This window comes from Arthrobacter sp. fls2-241-R2A-200 (genome assembly GCF_030209745.1).
Lineage (GTDB): Bacteria > Actinomycetota > Actinomycetes > Actinomycetales > Micrococcaceae > Arthrobacter.
This window is the reverse complement of sequence record NZ_JARVRJ010000010.1, coordinates 38,864-64,960: the sequence shown is the minus strand read 5'-3', so window position 1 is coordinate 64,960 and position 26,097 is coordinate 38,864. Positions and strand designations below refer to the sequence as shown.

Sequence of the window (26,097 nt, the reverse complement as noted above, 5' to 3'; positions counted from 1 at the left end):
CGCTAGCCGACCACCAGCAGCAAATCCCCACCCTGGACTTGCTCAACCGATGAGATCGCCAAACGTGAGACAGTGCCGGCCACCGGCGTCGTGATGGACGCCTCCATCTTCATGGCCTCAATGGTTGCAACTGTGTCTCCGGCTTTGACCTCGTCGCCGGCCTTGACGACCACCGTGACGGCACCAGCGAATGGTGCGGCGATCTGGCCCGGCTGCGCAGAATCCGCCTTCTCCGCGGCTTTGACATTGCTGACAACCGAGCGGTCACGGACCACCACCGGGCGTGACTGTCCGTTGAGCGTGCACATGACCGTGCGCATGCCCTTCTCGTCCGGTTCGGAAACGGCTTCGAGCTGGGCGATAAGGCGCACGCCCTTCTCCAGTTCGATCACATGCTCGGACCCGCGCTGCAAGCCGTAAAGGTAGTCACGGGTGTCGAGCACCGAGATGTTTCCGTAAGTGTCGACGCTCTTCAGGTAGTCCTTGGTAGGGCCAGCAAAGAGCAGGCGGTTCAACGTGTGCTGACGTGTCTTGGAGTCACCCTTGAGCGCCGCACTATCCTCTGCACTGATCTCGACGTCGCGCACCTTCACGCTGCGGCCCTGCAGGGCCTTGGTGCGGAACGGCTCCGGCCAGCCTCCGGGAGGATCACCGAGCTCGCCCGAGAGGAAGCCGATGACGGAGTCCGGGATGTCGTAGTTCTGCGGGTTCTCGTTGAAGTCGGCCGGATCGGCATTGAGCCCTACGAGGTGCAATGCGAGGTCGCCCACCACCTTGGAGGACGGCGTCACCTTGACCAAGCGGCCGAGGATGCGGTCCGCAGCGGTGTACATGTCCTCGATGGCCTCAAACTGCTCCCCCAGCCCCAAGGCGATTGCCTGCTGGCGAAGGTTGGATAGCTGGCCGCCGGGGATTTCGTGCTGGTAGACGCGCCCTGTGGGGCCCGGCAGGCCGGATTCGAACGGTGCGTACACTCGGCGAACAGCTTCCCAGTAGGGCTCCAAGGCACCCACATTTGTCAGGCTGAGGCCAGTGTCCCGAGGCGTGTTGGCCAAGGCGGCGACAAGCGCGGACGCTGCTGGCTGGCTGGTGGTGCCGGCCAGCGATGCTGCGGCGACGTCGACGGCGTCGACTCCTGCGTCTACGGCAGCCAGCAAGGTGGCGAGTTGGCCGCCGGCGGTGTCGTGGGTGTGCAGGTGAACAGGCAGGTCGAAGCGCTCACGCAGGGCCGACACCAGCTTTGCGGCGGCCGCAGGACGCAAGAGGCCCGCCATGTCCTTGATGGCGAGGATGTGCGCTCCGGCGTCGACGATCTTCTGGGCGAGGTCCAGGTAGTAATCGAGCGTGTAGAGGTCCTCGTTGGGGTCCAGGAGGTTGCCGGTGTAGCACAAAGCGACTTCGGCCACGGCGGTACCGGTTGCACGAACCGCGCGGATCGCAGGCGCCATCTGGTTGACGTCGTTCAACGCATCGAAGATACGGAAGATGTCGATACCCGTTGCCGCTGCTTCATTGACGAAAGCCTCGGTCACCTCTTCCGGGTACGGAGTGTAACCAACGGTGTTGCGTCCTCGCAGGAGCATTTGGATACAGGTATTCGGCAGGGCCTGGCGCAGCGCGGCCAAACGATCCCACGGATCTTCGCCGAGGAACCGCAGCGCCACATCGTACGTCGCACCGCCCCAGGCTTCCACCGAGAGCAACTCCGGCAAGAGCGCCGTGACGGCCGGACCGGCAGCCACGAGGTCGCGGGTGCGGACCCGGGTAGCCAGCAGCGACTGATGGGCGTCGCGGAACGTCGTGTCCGTGACTGCGACGGCCTGCTGCTCGCGCAGCGCCTTCGCGAAACCTTCGGGACCGAGCTCCCGCAGCTTCTGGCGGGAACCCGACGTCGGGACAGGACCTTCGATGACGGGAAGCTTGCTTGCCGGGTCGGAGTGGACCTTGAGCTCGCCGTTCGGTTTGTTGACGGTAACGTCTGCAAGCCACGTGAGCAGCTTGGTGCCGCGGTCAGCAGAGATGTGGGACGTCAGCAGCTCGGGGCGCTTGTCGATGAAGTCCGTTGCCACGTTGCCGGCGTTGAAGTCCGGATCGGCCAGGACAGCCTGGAGGAACGGGATGTTGGTGGACACGCCACGGATACGGAACTCAGCCAAACCACGGCGCGCGCGGGCTACAGCAGCAGGGTAATCACGGCCGCGGCAGGTGAGCTTCACCAGCATGGAGTCAAAGTGCGGGCTGATCTCGGCGCCCGAGTAGACCGTACCGCCGTCGAGCCTGACACCGGCACCACCGGCGGAACGGTAACCCGTGATCTTTCCAACGTCAGGGCGGAATCCGTTCGCAGGATCCTCGGTGGTGATACGGCACTGAAGGGCCGCGCCCTTGATGGCGACCGATTCCTGGCTCAGTCCGAGGTCCGCCAGCGTCTCGCCCGAGGCGATCCGCATCTGCGCCTGGACGAGGTCGACGTCGGTGATCTCTTCCGTGACGGTGTGCTCCACCTGGATGCGCGGATTCATCTCAATGAAGACGTGCTGGCCGGCTCGTTCTCCCTCGGTGTCCACGAGGAACTCTACCGTTCCCGCGTTCACGTAGTTCAAGGCCTTGGCGAAAGCGACGGCATCGCGGTATAGCGCCTGCCGGATGTTCTCATCCAAGTTCGGCGCAGGAGCAATCTCGATGACTTTCTGGTGGCGCCGCTGGAGCGAACAGTCGCGCTCGAAGAGGTGCATGACGTTGCCCTCGGCATCAGCCAGGATCTGGACCTCAATGTGGCGCGGGCGCAGTACTGCCTGTTCAAGGAACATCGTGGGGTCACCGAAAGCGGCATCGGCTTCCCGCATCGCGGACTGCAGTGCCTCGGGGAGGGCTTCGCGTGTCTCGACACGGCGCATGCCACGACCACCACCACCGGCAACGGCCTTGGCGAAGATAGGAAAGCCAATCTCGTCTGCAGCGGCAATCAGTTCGTCGATGTCCTTGGAGGGTTGGCTCGACTTCAGGACGGGGACGCCGGCCTTACGGGCTGCCTCAAGGGCTGCGACTTTATTGCCCGCGAGCTCCAGCACCTCTGCGGGCGGGCCCACAAACGTGATTCCTGCTGCTTTCGCTGCGCGTGCCAAGTCAGGGTTTTCGGAGAGGAATCCATAGCCGGGGTAAATGGCGTCCGCGCCGGCTTCCTTGGCGACGCGGACAACCTCCTCTACGTCCAGGTAGGCGCGGACGGGGTGGCCCGCCTCGCCGATCAAATAAGCTTCGTCAGCCTTCTGCCGGTGGATCGAGTTGCGATCCTCATGCGGAAAGACAGCTACTGTCTTGGCGCCCAGTTCATAACCAGCGCGAAACGCCCTGATCGCGATCTCGCCGCGATTGGCCACCAGAATTTTCGAAAACATACTTCTCCTGCATCATTGCGGGTGGATCGGTCGGTGGTCACAGTGTGTAGTGCCGCCAGCATCAAACACAAATCTTTGTGGCAACCATCACAATGGAAACGTCATCTGGGCTGTATATGCGTACGCGCGATCCAACACCATGCTATTGCTGCCGAGGCCCCGCGGCTGGCGCGTAGAAAGCGGGAAACCCAGGCCCGGCACCATATGATGTTGAGGGGGCTTCGGCAAGCCCCGGCTCCGGTGCTCCCGGAGCCGAATCAGCGCGATACGGCAATCGGCGTAAGGTTTTGGGTTTTCAAGTGCAAGTAGTGAGCATCAGCAGCCTCAAAGGTGGAGTGGGCAAGACGTCCGTGACTACCGGTCTGGCGTCGGCCGCCCTCGCGGCAGGCATTCCTACTCTCGTTGTGGACCTCGATCCGCATGCCGACGCCACCACGGCGCTCGGCGTGCAGCCTGAGTCCCAACTGGACATCGGCAGGATGCTCAAGAACCCCAGGAAGGCCCGGATCCAGGAAAACGTGGCCGGCAGCAGCTGGGTGTCCAACGGGTCCAGCAACGGCACTTTGGATGTCGCTATCGGTTCTGCGTTCACCGGGATCTACGATCGCCCCGACCTTGGCCGCCGGGACCTTCGGCGGCTCACCACGGTCTTGGGGGGCACCACCACCAATTACGAGTTGGTCCTCATAGATTGCCCTCCTTCCCTGAACGGGTTGACCCGTATGGCGTGGAGTGCCAGCGACAGGGTTGTCCTCGTCGCGGAGCCCGGCCTGTTCTCCGTTGCCGGTACGGAACGGACCATGCGGGCCATCCAACTGTTTCGGCAGGAGTTTGCGCCCAATCTGGCCCCTGCCGGAATCATTGCGAACCGGGTCCGATCCGGATCAGCTGAGCACGCCTATCGGCTCGCCGAGATGGAGTCCATGTTCGGCGAACTCCTGCTTTCACCGCACATTCCGGAGCAAGCCAACTGGCAACAAATCCAGGGCGCAGCCCATTCAGTGCATCACTGGCCCGGAGACTCAGCCAAGAACTCAGCCAAGCTGTTCGACGCCCTGCTCCAGAAACTCTTGGCCCATCAGCCGGCTCTCCGGGACCGTCGGCAACGCTAAGGAATCTCCGGATAAGCATGGCCTGACGTGAAAAGCCTCCTCCCTGATGGGAAGAGGCTTTTTTCACAACTTTATGGCGCGGGCCCTAGCTGATGCGGCGCGCTGCGCGACGCTTGGTCAGTTCGTCGTCGGGAAAGGACTGCTCCGCTGCATGTTCGCTTGGCAGTGCGGCCAGGCTCCCCTCGACTTCCCTCCATACCCGGCCCACGGCTATGCCGAAGACGCCTTGACCGCCTTGAACGAGATCGATCACCTCGTCAGCAGAGGTACATTCGTAGACACTTGCGCCATCGCTCATCAGCGTGATTTGCGCCAGGTCTTCAACTCCACGCTCGCGGAGGTGTTCGACGGCGGTGCGGATCTGTTGCAGGGAAACTCCGGTATCCAAAAGACGCTTGACCACTTTGAGTACCAAGATGTCGCGGAAGCCGTAGAGTCGCTGCGAGCCGGAACCGGCCGCGCCGCGAACCGCCGGCTCCACCAGGCCAGTGCGGGCCCAATAGTCCAGTTGCCGGTAGGTGATTCCTGCCGCTTTACAGGCGGTAGGGCCGCGGTATCCCGCGTCCTCGTCCAGTACCGGAAGGTCCTCCGTGAAGAGTAGACCTTGGGCGCCGGATGCGGGCGCAGCAATGCCGGTCGAGGCATGCTTCAGCTCGCCTGCTTCGCCTTTCGGACTCACGTGACCTCCTTGTTCTCAGTTCCCTTGGGGACGGTGCCTACCCTGGTCAAAACGCCGAACGCAGCAGCGTCATTCCCGCAAGTCCGCACTCTCAGTGTGACTTGCGCAGGCAGGGTATGCAACGGGAACTCGATACCTCTGACGTTAGGCCCGCAAAGCGGCGAGGTCAAAGACGTTGACAGCAAATTCCAGTCGTGTCGAAAGTTTCACCCTCAACTTCAAGCTTAAGTGCTTCAGCCTTCGAAATCTTCGGGCTCTACATCGTCCAAAAACTCCCTGAAACGGCGCATTTCCCGCTCTTCATCCACGGGATCCGGCTCCGAATCTTCGCCTTCGTCATGTTCAGTGATGCGGACGCCGGCCTCTTCCATGACAGCATCGGCGCACCAGATTCGGCATTTCGCCCGCAAAGCCAGGGCCAAGGCATCCGAGGCCCGTGAACTCACCACGGTGCCGTCGTCGAACTGCAACTGGCCGTAAAAAATGTTGTCTTCCACCGCGACGATATTGACGCTGATGATGGAGTGCCCGAGCGACTCAATCACATCCACCAACAGGTCATGGGTCATCGGCCGGGGTGGGACCACTCCTTGTTGGGCCAAAGCGATGGCGCTGGCCTCGGGGGTTCCAATCCAGATGGGAACGTGACGCTCGCCTTTAATCTCCCTGAGCAGGACCAACGGCTGATTGGACGGCAGTTCGATTCGAACGCCTACAATTTCAACTTCGATCATCAGCTGTCCATCCGCGCGATCCGGTCATGAACAAGCGCTCGATGCAAGGTCAGGCAGAGCTCGCTGATTTCACGCGCAGCCTCCGCTGCGCGCGCTTGGGATGCCGCGTCCCGGCGGGATGCCAACGGTGCAACAGCCCGTTCAACGAGCCCGAACTCCCGCTCGGCTGCCGCTTGGAAGGGACGCAAATGCCGTGGCTCAAGGCCGTGACCTTCCAGTTGCACGCATGCCCGGGCCACCTGGAGTGCATGCTCATCGAACTTGCCGCCCACGTGGCTGATGAGTCCGAAACTGAGCAAAGATTCCAACAGTGGAACACTCGCTCCCGACTCGGCACGGAGCTGTTCTTCCGTCAACGCACGCGCACGGCCTTGGATCTCGGCGGCCATCTCCGCGGAAACCACCCTAGGGGATACAGTGACCCCGGGGGGCAGGTTTTCAGGACGCTCGCCACGGTCAATGGCATCGAGGTAGTCCTTGATCACTTTCAACGGGAGATACTGGTCCCGTTGCAGCCCGAGGACAAACCGCAGCCGTTCGACGTCGCTGTCCGCGTACTGCCGGTACCCGGCAGGAGTCCGCTTGGGATTGATGAGTCCCTTTTCCTCAAGAAAGCGGATCTTGGACGCAGTCATCCCAGGGAAGTCCTCGCTGAGTTGTGCGAGGACCTCCCCGATGTTGAGGACTTGTGGTCCGCGACGGTCCGGCTGGGCCATAGCCACAGGAAGAATCCCCGGGGTCAGACTTGGCCTGCTGCGCGAGCAGGGCTCAGGTAGTAAGTGAGGCGGAACTTGCCGATCTGGACTTCGTTACCGCTTTTCAGCTGCACGCGGTCCACCCGGTCATGGTTCACGTAGGTGCCGTTGAGGCTCCCCATGTCCACCAGCTCGAAGCCGGTTCCCGACCGGTTGAACTGCACATGCTTGCGCGACACCGTGACGTCATCGAGGAAGATATCGGCATCGGGGTGACGGCCGGCCGTGGTGGTGTCCGCATCCAGCAAGAACCGTGCTCCCGCGTTCGGTCCGCTGTGCGCGATGAGCAACGCAGAGTTCGGCGGGAGCGCATCCACGGACGCCCGCTCTTCGGCACCGAGCCTCGGGGTGATGCTTGGCTCGTCCCAAGTTGGGGTGATGCTGATGGAGGTGGTCTCCGACGTCGGCTGTTCCTCCGCGCCGTTTCCGACATTGGCTTGATCCTGTTCATCGCCAACCATGGGATTTCCTCCTCATCTGCCGGCAGTTCCAAACCCCGCCGGCCACGTCCACCTCCCGGTACCGCCGGGCAAATCGGTTGCTGGCCCGCCGCACCCTTTCCTGATATGGGAAAACAGCCTGGCGGGCCAGATAACTTTAGCCTACCTGTTGTTCGTACTCCGATGCACTGAGCAGCGACTCCATTGCGTCAGCCTCCGCCAGCTTTATTTCAATAAGCCAACCTTCTCCGTACGGGTCCGAGTTAATGAGTGCGGGATCAGAGTCCAGGGCGTCATTGCGCTCTGTGACCTCGCCCGTAACCGGAGCATAGATATCACTAACGCTTTTGGTGGATTCAACCTCCCCGACCACTTCGTTGCCCGTGATTTTAGTCCCCGGCTCCGGCATTTGGGCATAGACAACATCGCCCAACGCATCCTGGGCAAAGTCGGTAATACCAATCCGCACAACGCCGTCGGCATTTGGAGCGGAAATCCATTCGTGTTCAGCGGTATAGGAAAGTTCTGCTGGAATATTGCTCACGGGTGGCCTTTCATCGGGACGTTGTCGAACCTCGACGGCGGCCCTGCTTCCGGCCACCGCTGAAAGTATAGGCACAGTAGTCCGGCGCTGGCAGTAGTGCCGGAGAGACCCGGCACTTACACGTGCCGATGGGGCTGGCGGCTTCCAACCGTGGCGGCCTCCACGGGGTGATTGTCGACGTCGGACGCGGCCACAGGGGCTCCCGACCCGTGGCGCTTGGCTGCGGCGGCCGCCAGCATCATCACCACCAGTGCTGCGGCCGTCATGCCGACTCCTGCCCAAACCGGCGAGGTGTACCCCAGGCCCGCGGAAATAGTGACCCCGCCGAGCCAGGCGCCCAGCGCATTGCCCAAGTTGAAGGCACCGATATTCGCCCCCGAAGCCAATGTTGGCGCCATTGAGGCGAAGTGCATCACCCGCATCTGCAAGCCGGGAACCGTGGCGAAACCGAATCCGCCCATGAGGGCCAGCGAGAAAACTGTTGCGACGCTGCTGAAGGCAGTAAGGGCAAAGAAGGCCAAGACCACCATCAGGCCGGCGAGGATGAGGATAAGGGACAGGTCCAAGGCTTTGTCGGCCGCCTTGCCACCGAGGAAGTTGCCCACGAACAACCCGCCGCCGAACAGCACCAGAAGCCACGGAACGGCGCTGGCTGGGAATCCGGAAACTTCGGTCAGCGTGAAGGCTATGTACGTGAAGGCGCCGAACATCCCGCCGAAGCCAAGGATGGTCACCACGAGGGAAAGCCATACCTGCCCTGAGGTGAAGGCGCCCAGCTCGCTTCGGAGGCTCTGAGCCGGTCCTGTTGACGCCTTGGGAACCCAGAGGGCAATGCCGAGCAGCGCAAGGACGCCGATCGCGGTGATCGCCCAGAACGTGGAACGCCAGCCGAAGCTTTGGCCCAGCAACGTTCCGAAGGGAACGCCCAGGACGTTTGCTGCTGTGAGGCCGGTGAACATGATGGCAATGGCTCCAGCCTTCTTGTTCGCCGGGACGAGGCCTGCTGCCACCACCGAACCGATACCGAAGAAGGCTCCATGGCACAACGCGGCAACGATACGTCCCAGCATCATTGCCCCATACCCGTCGGCAATGGCCGAAAGGAAGTTGCCGATAATGAAAAGTACGAGCAACCCTACGAGGACCGGCTTGCGGGGCAGCCTGGTCACGGCGGCCGTGACGAGCAACGCACCGACGGTGACACTAAGGGCGTAGCCGGAAATGAACCAACCTGCCGAGGCTTCGCTGACGTGGAAGTCGGCGGCAATCTCCGGCAAGAGGCCCATGATGACGAATTCAGTCAGACCGATGCCGAATCCGCCGAGGGCAAGGGCGATCAACCCTGCGGGCATGTGAAGCTCCTTGGTTGGTGGTTCCTTGACGAGTGGAAGTGCGCTTCCGGGAACCGTAGACTAGTAGTTGCAGACGCTTTATACATAGTTGCACACGCTAGATACTTGCGCAAGCAACTACTTTCGAAGCTCTGCTGCAGTCCCCAATCGAGCTAGGAGCAGAGCACACCATGGGCATCAAGGACGACGCCGTAGAAATCCGGGCACAGGGGTGGCGAACACTCGCAGCCCTGCACGGAAGCATCGAAACTGCCTTGGAAAAAGCCCTCCAGGCTTCCAGCGAACTGTCCGTTGTTGAGTACACCGTGCTGGACGCATTGAGCCGCCAGGATGGGTGGCACATGCGGATGCAGCAACTGGCCCGCGCCACCGCGCTGTCAAGCAGTGCAACCACCCGACTGGTCAACCGCTTGGAGGACCGCGGTTTACTCACCCGCATCCTGTGCGCAGATGACCGCCGCGGGATATACACCGAACTCACCGCCCCAGGGCAGCAGTTGCTCGAGGCTGCCAAGCCGGTACACGACGACACCCTGGCTGCAGCGCTGGACGCCGCCGGGTCCGTGCCGGAACTTGAGCCCCTCGTCAAGGCTCTCGATAGCCTGCAACACGCGTAGCGGGATCGCCGCGATCGTTCAGTGACGCTCGCCCCCAGGTGGGCGGGTGTCACGAACGCGGGCATTGGCCCTGACCCTTAACGACCAAAGGCCGGAACCAGCGTCTCCGCATGATTCCGGCCTTATTGGTCGAGGTCCTGACATGTTACTCAAAGCAGCGTTACCACAAAATGGACCAGCTCACGACCATTGCAGCAGAACTGAAGCGGATAGATGGCCGTGCAAGACCGCGCCCGCAGCAGGCAACTCGTCCCACTCAGCGCTACCGCCTGACCGATCGCTTCACGCCCGACGAACTCAATCACCTCGTCGCTCGCTACCAAGCCGGTGAATCCTCGCTCCAACTCGCCAAAGAGAAGGGCATGACCAAGTCCACGTTCCTTCGACTCTTGGCAAACCACGGCGTCGAGCCAAGAAAGTTCGGCCTGACCCCAGCCAAAGAGCGCGAAGTCCTGCATCTGCGACAGCAAGGCATGGGCATGCGCCGCATTGCTGCCAAAGTCGGCTGCAGCTACGGCACCGTCCGGACCTTCCTTATTAACAGGGCAGCTTAGGAATGTTCATCGCTATCCTTTTTCTCGGGCGACGCTTCCATCTGCCGCATCTGTTCGCGCACTAGCGCTCTTGCGGCGGCCACCAGCTTCTGCAGGTCCGGCTGAGACCGGACAATCGCTTGCACAGAAATGTAGTGCGCCACTCCCCCGTGTCTACCTCTGGTTGGCAAGGCCACTTTCGGCAGGGCTGTAGTGGCAGCATGGTACGCGCCCTCGTCGAAGAGGATGCGGCAGAGCTTGCCGGCAACCTGCGCGAGGCCTGGGTGCTCCGTCTTGCTTTGGCGCAGGTGGGCGACAAATTCCTTGAAGCTCAGAGCCTCGTCCGGTTGGTAGAACGCGTGAATCTTCTGCTGCTCGTATGACTTCAGGACTCCGAACGCCATATTGCGCCGTTCGTTGGTCCAGATATCTCGCAAGATCTGGTGTCGTTGGTATTGGTCACGTTGGGTGACTCGTGGCATGATTGCCTCGCTTCCTCGCCCGCATAGCGGGCGAGCTGGCAGTCAAGGGTTGGAGTTCACCTGATCAAACTCGCGGAGGTTGTGCGCCATTCCACGCCTTCAGTTTTACGCAGACGTCACCAATCATGCCGTACAGCTCAGCGTTTGCTTCAAGCTTCTCGCGGTCGAAGTGTTGAATGAATTCTTCCGCGTATAGAACCTTATTTCGTACGAAAGCATCACCTGCGCCCTTTTTCAGCGAGTTCAGGTAATGTTGAATCTTAGATCTTGCGGTAAATCGCTTATCGGTAGTTACCCCAAAGTATGTCTCGAAGACTTCCTTCGGCAGGTAGTTTTCAATTTCCTTGCCATGGGTGACCCAGACTAGACCGCTAACGGATTCAACTTCTGTCTGCATCCGTTGCTTTGTTTCATTAATTCTTCCGTCGGGAACCGTGATGTCGCTGTCCATCACCAGGATGGCGTGATGATTCACTTTGAGGATATTAACGTTATCCGTCTTCTCCGGATCGGCAGTAATTCGAGCAAGTAGGCGTCCACCGTAGAACACGCATTGGTAGTGTTCGCCCTCTCGGAGCTCACCTTCCGAATAGAGAGCAATCCAGTGATTGATATACGTGCGATCAGACGGCCCTTCGACCCAGATGATGGCATTGGATTGGAGAATATCACTTGAACGCACATCGAGATCGTCGAGGATGCCTCGCTTATCGTTGAATGACTGAATACTTGCCGCGCTCGATGATGTGTTGTCATGACGGACATGTAATATCTGCGAGTGCTCATCCTTGTCAAAAAGGTCGATTGTCACACTGGAGTGAGTAGTGATAAAGAAGTGAGCGTCTTTCTCTTCTGAATACTCACGGATGAAACGCAGGAGATTTCGCAGCAGTCCAGGATGCAGATTATTCTCGACCTCTTCGAGAAGGAATAGGTAGCTCGCATCCGGAGCCCTCTCCCCGGCAACCGGAATAACTAAGAGCTGCAGAAGGACGAGGATGATTGTCTTTAGGCCGCTTCCAGAGTTTGAGAGGGGAATGTCATCATGCTTCGACTGCTCAGTAAGATAGACCTCCCACATGCCGCCACGTACCTTGACATTGATGTCCGTAAATACTGTCTCACCGTCGAATACGAAGTTGAGCGCATCTAGCAAGCCTCTTTTTACGAGATGGCCAGCATTAGCATCGGCGTCGTGGAGACAGAACCGGATCGTATTGGTCGCACCTGTGCCGTCCGGCTGAAGATTAGCGGCGCCACTTTCGCCTTCTGGCTTAATATCGCGATCCGCCGCTAGGCGCCGTACCTTGTAATTGGCGAATGGCCGTGATGCGCGGGAGGCAAGCTGCGAGCCATACTCGCTCAATCCGTCGGGAAAGGCAGGGTCCATCTGCACTAAGGACATGCTTTCAGCTATGAAGGTCTCGCTGGTTGTGACTCGGGCTCCGATCCATCTACTCCCAAACTCAAAGTGATTTCCGGGGATCGGGCCTCCAGAGGTGTTTTCGGGAAAAACCTGACGTATAGTAGCTTCTTCCATGGGTCGAGATATATGAATCTCCGGAACGTTGCCATTGTTGTGTAGGTTTGGCATGATGCCATTTTGCTTTACTACGGCGAAGCCAATGGCATCTAAAAGCGCAGACTTGCCAGCATTGTTCTTACCTATAATGAGGTTAATCGGGAGTATCTGATCAAACCCCTGGGGCGTCTCCCCGAAGGACTTATAATTCTTAATTTTAAGGGAAACATCCCGAAGCTCTTTCATATGTAGTTATTTTATCGCATCCCCGTACCGTTCTATGTTGTATTCGTATCAACACCTGCGGTACATCTAACAGGGGTGACCATGTAGTGCGCGGTGCAACGAAAAACCGTACCGCAGCTCGACACCTGACAGGACTCAAAACAGTTAACAGGGGTGGTGAAGCTTGACGGCAGCAGGTTTGGATGGCCTAAAACCGTACCGCAGCCAAACAAAAAGTCGCCGAAACATGCTCGGCGGCCCCTGTTATTCATCAATTCTTTTTGAGAATGATTCTCAAAATTGGTCGAGGTGCTAGCAGGTTACTCGAAGCATAGTTGCCACAAATTGGCCCAACAAGAGGCCCTTGAGGTCGCGATTTCTCGAGTAGTCGTGGATACCACGCAGGCCAGGCCGATGTCCGCTCGCCAGCGCTATCGCTTGGCCGACCGCTTCAAGCCGGACGAACTAGCCGCTCTCGTGGCCCGCTACAAAGCCGGCGAATCCTCGCTTCAGCTCGCCAAAGAGCAGGGCATAGCCAAGTCCACCTTCCTCCGCCTCCTGGCCGACCACAACGTCGAACCAAGAAAGTATGGCCTGACCCCAGCCAAAGAAGGGACTGCTGAAGGTTTGATTGACACTTTGCCTGTGAGGATTTGATCCTTGCGGGTGGAAGGATGTTCATCATGCCCAAAGCCTTTCCCGAAGAGTTCCGCCGCGATGTCGTTGCGGTTGCCCGTAAGGGCGAAGCGCCCATCACGCAGATCGCCAAGGATTTCGGTGTCTCACCCGCTGCCCTGCACCGCTGGATGAAGATCGCCGACAGAGAAGACGGTGTTATGGCCGGTGCCGTGTCCGATGACGCCGCGAAGCTGCGGGAGGCCAACAAACGCATCCGGCTCCTGGAACAGGAAGCCGAAGTCATGCGCCGTGCCGTGGCCTACCTGTCCCGGGACATCAATCCAAAAAAATGATGTACCCGCTGGTCCGCGAGTTGGCTGCCAGGGACGCCCCGATCAGGGTTCCAGTGGCAGTGTCCTGCCGGGTACTGAATTTCTCCAGACAGGCCTACTACCAGTGGGCCGCCAACCCCGTCCCCGCCCGGGACTGGGAAGAAGCCCACTTGATCAACGCCGCCATCAACCACCACCGCGACGATCCTGCCTTCGGATACCGGTTCATCGCCGATGAGATCAACGCCGGTCCCGGCCCGGCCGCCAGCGAACGCCGGATCTGGCGGCTGTGCTCCCAGAACGGCATCCTCTCGGTTATCCACCGCCGGCGCCGGTCAGGGCTCAAGGCCGGCCCGCCGGTCCACGATGACCTCATCGAACGGGATTTCAGCGCCACGGCACCGAACCGGAAATGGCTCACGGACATCACCGAGCACCACACCGGGGAGGGAAAGCTGTACCTGTGCGCGATCAAGGACCTGCATTCGAACCGGATCGTCGGGTACTCGATGGACGGGCGGATGAAAGCGTCCCTGGCCGTTGCCGCCCTGGACCACGCCGTGGCCCTTAGGAAACCGGCGGGCACGGTGGTCCATAGCGATCGCGGGTCCCAGTTCAGATCCAGAAAGTTCGTCCTGGCCCTGAACACCTACGGCCTGCACGGATCGATGGGCCGGGTAGGGGCATGCGGTGACAATGCAGCGATGGAATCGTTCTTCTCCCTGCTTCAAAAGAACGTCCTGAACCGGAACGATGGGACACTCGGGCGGAGCTCCGGCTGGCCATCACGACGTGGATCGAGCGCAGCTACCACCGCAAACGCCGTCAACGCGCCCTCGGACGGCTGACACCCATCGAGTTTGAGACAATAAAAAACGCGGCCTCAGCCACGTAAGAAAATATCAACCCCAGCTGTCAACTAAACCTTCAGCAGTCCCGAACGAGAAGTCCTCCACCTTCGTCAGCAGGGTATGGGCATGCGCCGCATTGCAGCCAAGGTTGGCTGCAGTTACGGCACCGTCCGGACCTTCCTTATTAACAGGGCAGCTTAGGAAAGACCATCGCTATCCTTTTTCCCGGGCGACGCTTCCATCTGCCGCACCTGTTCTCGTACCAAGGCTTTAGCGGCAGACACCAGCTTCTGCAGGTCCGGCTGAGGCCAGACAATAGCTTGCACGGTGATGTAGTGCACCGCTCCCCCGCGCCTACCTTTGGTTGGCAAGGCCACTTTCGGCAGGGCGGCAGTGGCGGTATGGTATCCGGGCTCATCGAAGAGTATGTGGAAGAGTTTGCCAGGCGAGATGAGCACTTCGCTGGTTCGCGAATACAGTATCGCCAAGTCAACCTTTCTGCGCCTGCTCACCGAACATGGCATCGACTCCAGACACTGCAAGGATATTTCTGCTTCGGAGGAAGTAGATCTGCGTGGGCTTCTGGGATGGATACTTCAGGGTCTAACCCTGCCAGTTTTCGATCACGTCAGGAATCTCAACGTCGAGCCAGTCATGCTTCCACTCTGTGCGGAAGTTGATGTCGTGAGAATCCGGCAGGTTGACGATGCTATTTACTTTGACGATGGATGGGACTGTCACCGAGTCGCCTATGATGATTGCCTCCTGGCGCTCCAAGGACGGCAGTGCATCCGTGATGGCGCCAAGGTTGTCGGGCAGCAGCCTCTTAACGTATCGCTGGTCTGCGGGGTTGGTCAGGCGCATGGCCACAAAATTGTTGCACTGCGAGAAGACGGTCTCCGAGATCTCAGATGGTCTTTGGCTGACTATCATCAGTGAGATGCCATATTTTCGTCCCTCTTTGGCGATGCGCTCGATCGCTCGCTTGACCGTGCCGTACTTCGCGCCCTCGCTCTGAGGGATGTAGTTGTGGGCCTCCTCATAGACCAGCAGGTACGGTAGCTCCTGCGCACCCTTGGTCCGGTGTTTCTTGAAGTGAAAGTTGAAGGTGAATATCAGGCGTGTAATGAGTGATACAACAACGCTTAGGACCTCAAACGGGATACCACTCAGGTCCAAGATCGTTACATTGCTCTTGGTTTTCCCGTAACCCATGAACTGCGAGAGCAACTCACTCAAGTCATCCGTTTTATATTCTTCGCCGGTGGGATTCCGTGGGGCGAGTAGAAAATCAAGTCGTCGATCATTTCGTCGACCCTCGAGCCTCATAAGGAAGCGGTTGAACTCTCCGTTGAACGGCCCGTTCGAAGCCTTCGCAGCTGCTGAAGTGCTCTGCTCGACAAAGGCCCTTGGCATTTCAAAATAATGCAATGATCGATCAACGACAAGCGCCCCGTCGTCCCTAAACTTCGGAAGATTTCCATCGCCGGGCGCCTTACTTATCACTTCCGTATTGAGATGGGTAAGATAATTAATCACTTCTTCCAGGCTGAAATATATTGGAGAGTCATAAGAGATCTTTGAGCCGGATGCTCCGGCATACTTCTTCTTGTTTTCAATTACCGCATTGCGAAATTGCGAAACCTGGTTGTGAGAGTTCTGTTCGTTGCTCTCTATGAACATCTCCTCTAGCTCTTCTGAATTCATCATCCAGTAGGGAAGTTTTAATTCATCCACGCCAATGGCCCGGGCATCCGGAAACGCGCTCCGATACTCCCCATGCAAATCGAAAATGATCACATGTGAGTTGTTCAGCTTGCCTGCCTCTGTCTGTCCTGTGGAGGGGCGAATCCCTTCCTGGAGGATTGCGGCGACCGTGGACGACTTACCGGATCCAGTTGATCCAACCACTCCAATATGCTTGCCAAAGAACTTGTCTCCGTCAAGATGTACGGATATGTTCTCATCTTGGACAAGCTGGCCGAAGCTGAACCGTTTTTCCGGTTCAACTGCGGAGTAGATTTCTTCCAATAGACTCTTGGATGCTATTTCAACGCGTCGAGGAGGGATTGTTATCTGTTTTCCACCTCGCTTAAATACTCCATCTTCAAGGCGTCCCACGGGCTGTAACGACAGAACAAACTTCACGGTGGGAAGTTCGTCATCATCTTGGCGACTCAATGCGTCTTTGACTCTGAAGCTTTGAACGATTGCAATCAGGCAAGAGTCATTGTCGTCAGAAATCTGCACGTAGCTGCCGATTTCGAGTTGCACGTCTCTGGTCTGATATTCCTCGGTTGAGCTAACTTCCACTTCGATAACGTCGGGCCCAACTGCTATAACTTTTGCAATATCTGTAATGTCATTGTCGCTCAATTTATTTTCCCCCAATTATTTTGTGAATGTGTTCTACGCTCAAGCCTTGATAGAAAACCGGCGGATCTGAGCTTCCATCCCGGCATAGCTCATCATCGAGTCCCTGAAGTGCGAATACGACGCCAAACTCATTACCTTCTTTGATGAATTCTCGAAAGCTGGTCATGGAGATGATCCGTATTGTGTAGGAGGCTAGCTTGATTATGTCTCCGCCACGGCGCCGATTTATGATGGGCGGTGCGCCAAATGCTGATGTCTGGAAACTAATAGTTTCGTATCCGTCGTTGATCCCGACGCCATTTTTGAGCACTGCAAGTTTGATCCGACGAATTTGATCGTCGGTGCCGTCAACTACGAGCGTCCATGGAGTAGCCGTGTACATTTTTCCAGGGCCGTACTCGGAGACGGCGAGTCTACAAGCGAGGGCCTGCGCTTCGACCTCATCCTGAGCGATGGAGATGACCACGGCTTTGTTTTTAGTCGGAGTAAGTACCTTCAGTTGTTTGAGTCGCCGTGCAAGTCCGGTTGCATAGCGGTCTGCTCCGACAGTTTCGACGTGCCACCGAGTATAGAGAGCCTGGCGGGTGTTGATCCGATCGAGAAAATTTGTGCGGTTGATTTTTCGCTTGCTTATATCAGGATTCATCGCCAAGGACTGAACGTGAGTTAGCGCAACTGCATAGTGCAGATCATCTACATCTTGTTCGCTGGCAGAAAGATGCCGTGCGAGCTGCTTCTTCGTTGACCTGTTCTGTGATTCGAAGTCGTCGCCGGATCGGATGATAAGCCGTGTGGTGAAGCCAATCAGTGTTTCTTCTGAGTACTTTTCGTAGTCTCGATGAATCTGTACTCCGCCCTTGGTAGTTCGTCGAGTCAGGCATGCACGAAGCTCATCGAGTGTCAGTGTCTCTGGTGGATAGCTTTCCTGACCAAAATGGACGTGCAAAATGAAGTCGTGATTTTTTCCTTGCGAGTATGCATCGAGCATCAATTCGACGGGTTCATGGATGGACCGCGGAGTACTGTACTTTTTCGAGGCCCAATACTTCACCTGAACGGCGGTGGTGCCGCTTGGACCTAGTAGGTCAACGTCTTCAAGACCCTCGACGAGAACCTCGGTATCCGAATCAGCTCCAAGGACTTCCAGGATCGTGCGATCGAATTGGTAGCAGTACCCTCGAATGGACGCATGAGCCGACCGATCTTTACCAGCTGTCGAAGTTGTAGTCACGCGGTCTTACTCTCCATGATCCTTCTCATTTGAGACTCCACGTTTCATCACGCAGGGGTGCTTGATTCAAGTCATCGCGGCGTGCTCGCCAGTCAGGAAGGAATCCGTCCATCAGCTCTGTGAAACGCTCATTGTGGTTGCGTTCAAGCAGATGGGTCATCTCGTGCACGACGATGTATTCCAAACAATTGGGGTGTTTCTTGGCCAGCTCCGCATTGAACCAGACATGAGCAGACTCGCGGTTACACGATCCCCACTTGGTCTTCATACGGCGAACCGACCACTTGGCGGCTTTACGCCCGATGACTGGTTCCCATTTCGCCAGTAGAGCCGGGAGTTCCGATTTCAATGCATGCCGATACCACTTATCCAGTGCATCTCGCCTAGCTTCGGCCGTGCTGTCTTCCGGCGCATGCATGACGAGTTTGCTGCCCGAGGTCTCGAAGCGAATCCGCCCGGGCGCAAGGATCAGTTGGAGCCGGTAACGCCGACCCCAGACGAAGTGAGATTCGCCGACTATCATCTCTCGCTCAGACTGCCGCACGGCGTTGCGCAGTTGCTCCCGTTGACGCTTGATCCACGGTAGGCGTTGGACGATAGCCAATCGGATAGCATCATCGTCGAGTCGTTCGGGTGCGGCCACGCGCACCCGGCCCAGAGGCGGGTAGACGGCTATATGCATGTTCTTGATGTGCTTGTAGACCACATCCACGTCGATGCCGGCGACTCGTAAGTAGGCGTTAGCGGTACTCATGGCGTGCCTTTACGAGGTCAAACAATTCATCGAAGCGGTCGAAGGCGTCAGGCAGGACGCGCTGGATCGCTCGCTTCACGACCTTCTCCTTCATGCCGTTTCCGACCCAGTCGTGGGGCTTGCCGCCGCGGATAGCGGCATCAACGTGGACTTCCAAGCTTGGATCAGGGAAGGCGAAATCAACGAGCGCCCGCTGCGCACCATCCACGGCCCATGCCGGGTAGTTGTTGCCTGTTCCTTCGGCTCCAACAGCCTTGGCATGTGCGATCAACTGGTGAAGGTATTCCTGGTACTCGATGGCTCCTTGGCGACGCTTCTCGATAATAGCGTCGAGCAGGGAAGACATCGTTTCGTAGTACTTAGGGTTCATCGCTTGCTCGTCGACGATCACCCGGCGGATATTGTTGACGATGACCTCAGCCATGGCTTCCGGGTCATTCTTGAGACCTGCAGGGAGCTTGTCGAGGGCGACAGCCCCCTCCTTCACGATCAGTTGCACCAATCCGACATCCTGGAAGTCAGCGACAACTTGGGAGGCATCTGCTCGAATATAGGTGTCGAGGAGGAAGCGCATGTCGGCTTCGTACTGTTTGAAATCCTCGTTCTCGCCTGCACCAACCTTGACTTCAGCAACCACGTCGACGTAATGCTTGACTTCGGCAGCGAGAGAAGCCGTCTGAGTGTCGTCGTAACCAGCCTTGTCCATATCAGTGGCGATCGCCGCGTAAGCCCGCGTCAGAGCCGCGACTGACTTATACAGCTCGACGCGCTTAGCTTCGTTTGCCTTGATTTGCGCAGTGTTCCCGGCCTCCATAGCTACAAAGTAGTGCTGATACTGCTGCGGATCCTTTGGCGGCAGCACAGCCTCGCAGAGGGCGCGGACGCGCTCCATGGCCTCGTCAAGATCCTGCCGTCCTTGTTTGTGGCGGTCCTTCATTATGCCTTTGACGTCATCGTCGTCGTAGTTCTCGAAAGCACCCTGGGTGTAGTCAGTGATTGCATCCTCGAGGGAGTTGAAGAGGTCTTGGTAATCGACTATGTAGCCGTAGTCCTTATCGTCACCGTCGAGGCGGTTAACTCGGCAGATGGCCTGGAAGAGTCCGTGGTCGCGCATCTTCTTGTCGATATAGAGATAGGTAGCAGAAGGTGCGTCGAAGCCGGTGAGCAGCTTGTCTACCACGATCAACAGACGCATCTGGCCCGGCTCCTTGATGAACCGTTCCTTGACTTCCTTCTCGAACTGTTCGACCTTCATCACGGCGTGGTCGGCTGGTTCATTGAAGTAGTCGGCCAGCATCTGCCGGTAGATGTCGTACTGGCGCAACTTCTCGGTGGCGCCGTGTCCGGTATCTTCCTTAGAAATATCCCCAGGCTGCGGCTGGTAGCTGGTGACGATGGCGACCTTGCCCTTGAGATCGGTCTGGTTGAACATCTCGTAGAACTTGCAGGCCTGGTAGATGCTGGAGCCGACCAGCATGGCGTTGCCCGTGCCATCCATCAGGCGGGGCTTGGTCCCCATGTCGAACATGATGTCCATGACGATTTGCTTGGCCCGCGGTTCCGAGCTCACGACCTTTTGCATTGTGCCCCAGCGCTTCTTGAGCTCCGCCTTGGACAAGTCGGTCATGTTCTTCGTCTTGGTATCAAACCACTGATCGATCCTGGCGTGGGAGACGAGCTCTTGGTCGATACTGCGTGCTTCATAGCGCAGATCAAGCACAACTCCATCATCGACGGCTTCATCGAATTTGTAAGTGTGGATGAAGGTGCCAAAGGTTTCCATACTGGTCGCCTTGTCCTTCTTGAGCAGCGGTGTACCGGTGAAACCGATAAACATCGCGCCCGGTAGCAGATGCTTCATTGCCTTATGCATCTTGCCCGACTGCGTACGGTGCGCTTCGTCCACGAAAACGAACAGGTTTCCCTTAGCAGAGAAGCCGGCCGGAATCTTGGCGTTCAACTCGGCGATGAAGTCACCGCTGGCTTCATCTCGGCTCTGGTCATCGTCGCCAGCGCGAAACTTGTGCACCAAGGACCCAATCAGCCACGGCTCGTGCTTATTCAGTGCGCCAATCAGATCAGCACCAGAGCTGGTGCGGTATATGTCCTCGTTGACCCCGTTGAAGACCTTCTTGATCTGATCATCCAACTCCGTGCGGTCAGTGATGATCAGGACGCGGGCTTGTTCTGAACCGTGGGTCTGGTGTTCGCGGATCCACTTAGCCAGCCACACCATAGTCAGGGACTTACCCGATCCCTGCGTGTGCCAGATAATGCCACCCTCGCGCTTGGCGATGCGTTCCTGGGCCGCTTTGATACCGAAGTACTGATTGTGGCGGCAGGTCTTCTTGGTTCCGGAATCAAAGACCATGAAGTCATGGATCAGCTCCAGGAAGCGGTCCTTGGCGCACATCTGGACCAGTGCGCGATCCAGAGGATTCTCGGTCTCAGATGGTTCCTTCCATGACAGCCAGTACTTTTCGGACGTTCCGATGACTCCGTAGCGCAGACCCTCGATGTCGTTACCGGCAAAAACCATTTGCACAGTTGTGAAGAAAGGCTGAATGAAGTCTTGGCGCTGATTGCCGATGTTCTGGCGGATACCCTCGGACACACCGACTTTCGATCTCTTGAGTTCAATGACACCCAGCGCCAGGCCGTTGACGTAGAGCACGATGTCGGGGCGCTTGTTATGCTCGCCCTTGATCGAGACTTCCTCGGCTACTACGAAGTGATTGGCCTCCGGGTTCCGCCAGTCGATCAGCCAGACCGTCTCGGTGTTCTCGCCGATGCCAGGCCTGACTTTCACCCCGTATCGCAGCAGGTTGTAGACATCGCGGTTGGCCTCGTAAAGCTTGCGGCCGCCACCGAGCGACGCATCTTTCTTGAGCTGGTCTATCGCCTTATTGATCAGGTTGTCGTTGTAACCACGGGCTCGAAGATTCTGCTCAAGTAGGGCAGCCTCAACATGGGAATTGCCCTCGCGGTACTCCCAGTTGCCACCGTACTCATAGCCGAGTTGTTCCTGGAACAGCTCCACTACGCGGTTTTGTGTTTTTCGTTCAATTTGTCCGACTGTGCTCATGCTGACACCTCCTTACTTTCAACTTCGGCCTCGTCCACCCACCGCGCCAGGACGCTGAGTGCTGCTAGGTATTCGAGTGATTCTTGTTCTGATAATTCCTGATCGGCTTCATGACTCAACGGGTTCCTGATCCCAGCGAAGACACCTTCCGCAAAGTTCATCGCACCACGCTGTACGGATTCAAATGTTTTGCTGCCGTCGTCAGTCATTCGACGAAGCCGAGCCTTTCCCGGTGCTGCAGCGTCCCTGCTGAATGCCTGCTTGAAGAGATCCGTCTCACTGATGTCGCGTCGACCAACTTTGTTTTGTGCCTCGGCGTTGAGTTTGCGGATCGCACCTTCAACTGCTTCTCGGTAGTGTCCGGAATGCCAGAGAGACTTAGCTCCAGTCCATACCCATGGATGAAGTTTGGCCGCCGACAGCTCAGGGGCATTCTCACCGAGGTTTTCCCGAATTTCTTGGTCACGGACGAGCGCCTCGCGAGCACGAAGTGTGGCTGTCCGGTGGCGGACCCACTTGTTAGCCTTACTCGCTGCAAGATCGCGCCAGCCGGGGATAACACGATCGAGTATCTGCTCAACGACATGAGCTTGCTTCGTGATTTCCTCGTCCGAAGCGGCAGTAATCTTTCGCCCGGTCATATCCACAAAGCCGGGAACAGGATCTGGATACCGCATCGCAGTTTGCTCTATGAATTTGTCGAGCTCCTTCAGCGCCCAATCTATGTTCATGCTGCGGCCTCTGTTGGCAGGCGCGTCCGGCCGGTCAGAAGCTCCTGCATCATGCCGTGCTTCAGTGATTTTGCCTTCGTCAGGCGCCTCCGTAAGGACTGTATTTCTGCATCAGCATCCGAAAGTACATCGGTAATGGCTTGCTGTTCCTCACGCTCTGGCACTCGGACTTGAACGTTCTCGATGGCACGTGCGTTCAGGCTTGGCACTCCTGATGCCTCATTCTTTGAGCGCCAATCGACCATGAGGAACTGGTAGTACAAGAACTTCGGGACCATGGAATCGGCAATTTCGGTATAGAACAATGTGTCGACAGTCCAGAACGGCTCATCTCGATACTGAGGTCGATCAATCGTCCCCTTGCGACCAATTAGAACGGACGGCCTCGAGTAAAGTGGTGTGTTCGTTCGGCCGATCTGTCCGCCCGTGGCAAGGATTGGATACTGCCCGGCGGCGTGCTCGACTCCCTGTTGATTCCGTCCATGTCTTACCTTCAACACATCCCCCAAAACTATGGTGCGCCAATTTGCACTGAATCCAGGAAGGCGGGTCTTGCCGCTGAGGAGCTGCTGCATCATGCCTTGCTTGATCCATTGCTTCTTGGCGATCAGCCGTTCCAGCGCGGCGATTAGGGAATCCGAATCCTCCAAGACATCGGCGATTGCAAGTTGTTCATTGAACTTAGGTAAAACTACCGGACAGTTCTTTATCGGATCGTTCAACAAGTGAGTCTGCTGTACGCCATCGTCAAATGCCATGAAGTAAGGGTTACGATTCAGAACGTACCGCAGATATCGAGGATCGTCGTTACGAGTGCGGAGAATGCACACCCGCTGGTTTACCGCATAGAAATCATTATGGTCTACGAGGAAGCATTTGGCTAAGGCGCGACCGTTTGGCAAGTCGCTCATGACCATTAGCACGTCGCCTATACGAGCCGATAGAAAGTTTTTGGTGCTGTACTTGCGAACTCTTCCATCAGAGGAAATGAACTTCGAGTTCACGACGACGTAACGTCCCGCAGGTGAGATATGTTGCTCGTGGGCTTTTCCACTGAAAAATTTGAGAAAATCTCCAATTCGCTTGACTTCCCAGTCTTGAGGGATCAATCCAGCTTCGGAATTCTTGAATTGGGTTTGGGTTGTGCTCACGGTCAGCTAATCCCCATATCGAAGAGATGCTTAGTCATCTTTGTCTCTAGCTTGGTGAGTTCATCGGCGAGGTCGTCGACAGTTTCTTTATATCGATCACCAAGTTCCCTGATTCGTTCAACTAGTTCAAGAGTGAGCCCATTAACCTCCTCTGCAACACGACGCCTGATCGTTGCATTCCACTTGTCGTCGAGTACAAGCTGCTTAATGTCGCCTTCGTTGAGTTCGCCGTACTTCTTGAGCGTGGCGAGGTCGAGGTCGGCTTGCGCATCCCTGACAGCCTTCTTGGCTACAGTTTCTGAGCTGTATAGCCATATCAGATGCTCCAGCGCTTTCACTTCATCAGGGTCGGAGCCTTCACGTTTAGCGGCCTTCAGGCGTGCGGCTACCAGAACCTTGGTGATTTTGTCGTCGTCCATGGCTTCTACAAGAAGTCCGTCTTCGACGGCGTGTTCTTCGGTGTATTCTTCGACGCTGCGGCTGGCTTCGTCGGCGGTTGCGTTGAGCTCGTCGAGTTTGGTCTGCTCATCGGCGAAGTAGCGTGCAACTATAAGGGCGGGCGGGATGAGGTCCATTTTGTACTTTGCGACATTGCGGCCTGAGCCGGTTGCCAAGTCTGGTGTCTCCGATAGCTTGCGCTCTTTATCGTCAATGGTCTTGCGCGGATTTGCTGAGCCAGTCCACCCGTCGTTCATGACAAGGAAGACATCGTCATGCATGACATCGTGCCAGTAGGACATGAGCTGTTCATACACGCTGTACTCATCCAGCAGCGGGGTGTGCTTGAATCGAGCCAATAAGTCGTCACCCAACGCTTCAATTAATGTATTGGGCTTGGTGTTTTCGGTGATTCCTGTTAATTCGCCGCGGTGGGTATCAAACCAGTCGTCGACTTCCACGTTTATATCCTTGGCGAACTGCTTGAACTCCTCAGAATCGAGGATGGTCGGCTGCACGATTGCCACATCGATAGCCAAGTCGCTGTATCCGGAACGGTTTGGCTTGAAGAGCGCAGAGCGGAGGGCAGGGAATGCGTCCCAATAGCCGGAAAGGGCGTCGAGATCGCGCTCGGGGATGCCGCCATGGACGTGAGCATGCAGGTCCTGGATGTCTTCCGGTTCAGATGAGTCGATGTAGCGCGTGATGTTTAGGTTGTAGTCATTCTTCGAATCGGCAATCTCACTGAGCGATACCATCCGCGAATAGCGCTCGACTTCGGTCTGCTTGGTGAAGACGTCGACGATCTTGTGTAGGTCCTGGGATCGCAGGCGGTTCTTATTCCCGTCCTTGATGAATCCCTTAGAGGCGTCGATCATGAAGACACCGGTACGGGCCGCTGCGTTTTCCTTGTCGAGCACGATAATGCAGGCAGGGATGCCGGTACCGTAGAAGAGGTTGGCGGGCAGGCCTATGATGCCCTTGATGAACCCCTGCCTAAGCAGGCGCTTACGAATGACGGCTTCGGCATTACCGCGGAACAGGACGCCGTGGGGAAGGATGACTGCTGCTTTGCCAGTGCTGTTCATCGACTTCAGTATGTGCAGCAGAAAGGCGTAGTCGCCGTTTTTCTCAGGCGGCATGCCGTATTCGAAGCGGCCGAACTCGTTCTCCAGGCCGTTGCTCCACGACTTAACCGAGAAGGGCGGGTTGGCCACTACGAAGTCGAACGTTTCGAGTTGGTCGCCCTTGGTGAACTGTGGGCTCGTGATCGTGTCGCCCTTGCGGATGTCGGCAATCTCATTGCCATGCAAGATCATGTTCATCTTAGACAACGCCCAGGTCGCGTTGTCTTTTTCTTGGCCGTAGAGGGTAAGGCCATTGGGGGCTTCGTCGCCGACTTTGAGCAAGAGGGATCCGGATCCGCAAGTCGGGTCGTATGCAGTGGCCGAGAACGGGGTGTCAGCGTTGATGCCGAGAAGCTTGGCAAGAATGCGTGAAACCTCGGCCGGCGTGTAGAACTGCCCCTTAGATTTGCCTGACTCAGTCGCGAAGTGTCGCATCAAGTATTCATAGGCGTCCCCCAGCAGGTCGTCGCCCTCGGCGCGGGAGCCACGGAAGTCCAGGTCTTGGAAGATGGTGACCAGCTTCGAAAGACGGTCCTGCATCTCCTTACCCTTGCCGAGTTTTTCTTCGTCATTGAAGTCGGCCAGGTCGATGACCTTCTGTAGGTCGTTGGCCTCGGCGAGCTTAGCGATAATCTTGTTGATCCGATCGCCGATCTCCTTATCGCCCTTGGTAGCGATCATGTCGTCGAAGGAACCACCTGCTGGCACATCGATCAGCGAGTTCGGATCGATCTTGGACTTGTCGGAGACGAACTTCACGAACAGCATCGTCAAGATGTAGTCCTTGTACTGGCTGGCATCCATGCCACCGCGCAGTTCGTCACAGCTCTTCCACAGCGAACTGTAAAGATCCGATTTCTTGAGCGCCACGGCTCGTACCCCTTGCGTCGATCCTGTTTCGGTTGAACTAGTCATGCGGCAGTCTCCAGCCACACGACGGTAGCCACTTAGTGTTGATTTCAATCTACCGGGGAGCTGCGACAAATCAGGTGAGGTCGGCTGTGTTGGGT

Annotated in this window: 21 protein-coding genes and 2 pseudogenes; 6 read left to right on the top strand and 17 right to left on the bottom strand. The window is 57.3% G+C overall.

From position 1 onward, the window contains the following. Window positions 1–2 precede the first annotated feature (2 nt). Window positions 3–3,398 (bottom strand): pyruvate carboxylase, encoded by a 3,396-nt coding sequence (locus tag QRN42_RS12660; protein ID WP_284979518.1) that lies wholly within the window; start codon window positions 3,396–3,398, stop codon window positions 3–5. 299 nt (window positions 3,399–3,697) lie between these two features. On the opposite strand from QRN42_RS12660, the gene QRN42_RS12655 reads away from it, so the two are divergent. Further along, complete coding sequence (locus QRN42_RS12655; RefSeq protein ID WP_284979517.1) at window positions 3,698–4,510, top strand: ParA family protein; 813 nt, start codon at window positions 3,698–3,700, stop codon at window positions 4,508–4,510. Between the two features lie 85 nt (window positions 4,511–4,595). On the opposite strand, the gene QRN42_RS12650 is transcribed toward QRN42_RS12655, so the two are convergent. The 6 genes from QRN42_RS12650 to QRN42_RS12625 all read right to left on the bottom strand — a co-directional run bounded on the left by QRN42_RS12650 (window position 4,596) and on the right by QRN42_RS12625 (window position 9,014). Next, the gene (locus tag QRN42_RS12650; RefSeq protein WP_284976144.1) at window positions 4,596–5,189 is read right to left on the bottom strand and encodes a MerR family transcriptional regulator; all 594 of its coding nucleotides are present in this window, start codon (window positions 5,187–5,189) and stop codon (window positions 4,596–4,598) included. A gap of 233 nt (window positions 5,190–5,422) precedes the next feature. Then, window positions 5,423–5,923 carry a bifunctional nuclease family protein gene (locus tag QRN42_RS12645; protein WP_284976145.1) on the bottom strand — a complete coding sequence of 167 codons (501 nt, stop codon included), beginning with the start codon at window positions 5,921–5,923 and terminating at the stop codon, window positions 5,423–5,425. Further along, complete coding sequence (gene ftsR / locus QRN42_RS12640) at window positions 5,923–6,639, bottom strand: transcriptional regulator FtsR (RefSeq protein ID WP_284979515.1); 717 nt, start codon at window positions 6,637–6,639, stop codon at window positions 5,923–5,925. The genes QRN42_RS12645 and ftsR overlap by 1 nt, the downstream gene beginning before the upstream one ends. A 23-nt stretch (window positions 6,640–6,662) precedes the next feature. Continuing rightward, window positions 6,663–7,139, bottom strand: coding sequence for an FHA domain-containing protein (locus QRN42_RS12635; protein WP_284979514.1), 477 nt, complete (start codon window positions 7,137–7,139; stop codon window positions 6,663–6,665). A gap of 136 nt (window positions 7,140–7,275) precedes the next feature. Beyond that, window positions 7,276–7,662, bottom strand: a complete 387-nt coding sequence (gene gcvH / locus QRN42_RS12630) for a glycine cleavage system protein GcvH (RefSeq protein ID WP_284976147.1) — start codon at window positions 7,660–7,662, stop codon at window positions 7,276–7,278. Window positions 7,663–7,778: 116 nt separating this feature from the next. Next, window positions 7,779–9,014, bottom strand: a complete 1,236-nt coding sequence (locus QRN42_RS12625; protein ID WP_284979513.1) for an MFS transporter — start codon at window positions 9,012–9,014, stop codon at window positions 7,779–7,781. A 170-nt stretch (window positions 9,015–9,184) separates the two neighbouring features. On the opposite strand from QRN42_RS12625, the gene QRN42_RS12620 reads away from it, so the two are divergent. Together QRN42_RS12620 and QRN42_RS12615 are read left to right on the top strand one after the other, a co-directional pair. Beyond that, window positions 9,185–9,631 carry a MarR family winged helix-turn-helix transcriptional regulator gene (locus QRN42_RS12620; RefSeq protein WP_284976149.1) on the top strand — a complete coding sequence of 149 codons (447 nt, stop codon included), beginning with the start codon at window positions 9,185–9,187 and terminating at the stop codon, window positions 9,629–9,631. A 170-nt stretch (window positions 9,632–9,801) separates the two neighbouring features. Beyond that, window positions 9,802–10,185 (top strand): LuxR C-terminal-related transcriptional regulator, encoded by a 384-nt coding sequence (locus QRN42_RS12615; protein WP_284979512.1) that lies wholly within the window; start codon window positions 9,802–9,804, stop codon window positions 10,183–10,185. Here the strand turns inward: QRN42_RS12615 and QRN42_RS12610 are convergent. Further along, entirely contained in the window at window positions 10,182–10,646 is a 465-nt protein-coding gene (locus tag QRN42_RS12610; RefSeq protein ID WP_284979511.1) for a hypothetical protein, read from the bottom strand. The two genes, QRN42_RS12615 and QRN42_RS12610, sit on opposite strands and share 4 nt — an antisense overlap. Window positions 10,647–10,710: 64 nt before the next feature. Further along, window positions 10,711–12,414 carry an ATP-dependent nuclease gene (locus QRN42_RS12605; RefSeq protein WP_284979510.1) on the bottom strand — a complete coding sequence of 568 codons (1,704 nt, stop codon included), beginning with the start codon at window positions 12,412–12,414 and terminating at the stop codon, window positions 10,711–10,713. Between the two features lie 369 nt (window positions 12,415–12,783). Between QRN42_RS12605 and QRN42_RS12600 the strand changes: the two genes are divergently transcribed. The 3 genes and pseudogenes from QRN42_RS12600 to QRN42_RS18020 form a co-directional block, all read left to right on the top strand. Then, window positions 12,784–13,050: a helix-turn-helix domain-containing protein gene (locus QRN42_RS12600; protein ID WP_284979509.1), complete on the top strand. Its 267-nt coding sequence runs from the start codon at window positions 12,784–12,786 to the stop codon at window positions 13,048–13,050. A gap of 26 nt (window positions 13,051–13,076) precedes the next feature. Then, window positions 13,077–14,238: pseudogene (locus QRN42_RS12595) on the top strand (IS3 family transposase). Between the two features lie 43 nt (window positions 14,239–14,281). Further along, window positions 14,282–14,395 (top strand): annotated as a pseudogene (locus QRN42_RS18020) (hypothetical protein); the annotation flags it as partial. On the opposite strand, the gene QRN42_RS12590 reads toward QRN42_RS18020, so the two are convergent. From QRN42_RS12590 to QRN42_RS12555, 8 genes are all read right to left on the bottom strand, one after another. Next, window positions 14,392–14,682, bottom strand: coding sequence for a hypothetical protein (locus tag QRN42_RS12590; protein ID WP_284979508.1), 291 nt, complete (start codon window positions 14,680–14,682; stop codon window positions 14,392–14,394). The pseudogene QRN42_RS18020 and the gene QRN42_RS12590 overlap by 4 nt on opposite strands. 115 nt (window positions 14,683–14,797) lie before the next feature. After that, window positions 14,798–16,570 carry an ATP-binding protein gene (locus QRN42_RS12585; RefSeq protein ID WP_284979507.1) on the bottom strand — a complete coding sequence of 591 codons (1,773 nt, stop codon included), beginning with the start codon at window positions 16,568–16,570 and terminating at the stop codon, window positions 14,798–14,800. Between the two features lies 1 nt (window position 16,571). Beyond that, a complete protein-coding gene (locus QRN42_RS12580; protein ID WP_284979506.1) occupies window positions 16,572–17,801 on the bottom strand; it encodes a hypothetical protein in 1,230 nt (409 codons plus the stop codon). A gap of 25 nt (window positions 17,802–17,826) precedes the next feature. Continuing rightward, window positions 17,827–18,555, bottom strand: a complete 729-nt coding sequence (locus QRN42_RS12575) for a M48 family metallopeptidase (RefSeq protein WP_284979505.1) — start codon at window positions 18,553–18,555, stop codon at window positions 17,827–17,829. Beyond that, entirely contained in the window at window positions 18,542–21,640 is a 3,099-nt protein-coding gene (locus QRN42_RS12570; protein ID WP_284979504.1) for a type I restriction endonuclease subunit R, read from the bottom strand. The genes QRN42_RS12575 and QRN42_RS12570 overlap by 14 nt, the downstream gene beginning before the upstream one ends. Further along, entirely contained in the window at window positions 21,637–22,371 is a 735-nt protein-coding gene (locus tag QRN42_RS12565; RefSeq protein ID WP_284979503.1) for a TIGR02391 family protein, read from the bottom strand. Before QRN42_RS12565 ends, QRN42_RS12570 begins: the two co-directional genes overlap by 4 nt. Further along, entirely contained in the window at window positions 22,368–23,522 is a 1,155-nt protein-coding gene (locus tag QRN42_RS12560; protein WP_284979502.1) for a restriction endonuclease subunit S, read from the bottom strand. The genes QRN42_RS12565 and QRN42_RS12560 overlap by 4 nt, the downstream gene beginning before the upstream one ends. 2 nt (window positions 23,523–23,524) lie before the next feature. After that, on the bottom strand, window positions 23,525–26,002 hold the full coding sequence (locus tag QRN42_RS12555; RefSeq protein WP_284979501.1) for a type I restriction-modification system subunit M: 2,478 nt from the start codon (window positions 26,000–26,002) through the stop codon (window positions 23,525–23,527). Window positions 26,003–26,097 lie beyond the last annotated feature (95 nt).

Bases quoted from the DNA above. Each gene is read 5' to 3' on its own strand.
- QRN42_RS12660 (WP_284979518.1), bottom strand. From the start codon at position 3,398: ATGTTTTCGAAAATTCTGGTGGCCAATCGCGGCGAGATCGCGATCAGG.
- QRN42_RS12645 (WP_284976145.1), bottom strand. From the start codon at position 5,923: ATGATCGAAGTTGAAATTGTAGGCGTTCGAATCGAACTGCCGTCCAAT.
- ftsR (WP_284979515.1), bottom strand. From the start codon at position 6,639: ATGGCCCAGCCGGACCGTCGCGGACCACAAGTCCTCAACATCGGGGAG.
- QRN42_RS12635 (WP_284979514.1), bottom strand. From the start codon at position 7,139: ATGGTTGGCGATGAACAGGATCAAGCCAATGTCGGAAACGGCGCGGAG.
- QRN42_RS12625 (WP_284979513.1), bottom strand. From the start codon at position 9,014: ATGCCCGCAGGGTTGATCGCCCTTGCCCTCGGCGGATTCGGCATCGGT.
- QRN42_RS12620 (WP_284976149.1), top strand. From the start codon at position 9,185: ATGGGCATCAAGGACGACGCCGTAGAAATCCGGGCACAGGGGTGGCGA.
- QRN42_RS12615 (WP_284979512.1), top strand. From the start codon at position 9,802: ATGGACCAGCTCACGACCATTGCAGCAGAACTGAAGCGGATAGATGGC.
- QRN42_RS12610 (WP_284979511.1), bottom strand. From the start codon at position 10,646: ATGCCACGAGTCACCCAACGTGACCAATACCAACGACACCAGATCTTG.
- QRN42_RS12605 (WP_284979510.1), bottom strand. From the start codon at position 12,414: ATGAAAGAGCTTCGGGATGTTTCCCTTAAAATTAAGAATTATAAGTCC.
- QRN42_RS12575 (WP_284979505.1), bottom strand. From the start codon at position 18,555: ATGAGTACCGCTAACGCCTACTTACGAGTCGCCGGCATCGACGTGGAT.
- QRN42_RS12570 (WP_284979504.1), bottom strand. From the start codon at position 21,640: ATGAGCACAGTCGGACAAATTGAACGAAAAACACAAAACCGCGTAGTG.
- QRN42_RS12565 (WP_284979503.1), bottom strand. From the start codon at position 22,371: ATGAACATAGATTGGGCGCTGAAGGAGCTCGACAAATTCATAGAGCAA.
- QRN42_RS12555 (WP_284979501.1), bottom strand. From the start codon at position 26,002: ATGACTAGTTCAACCGAAACAGGATCGACGCAAGGGGTACGAGCCGTG.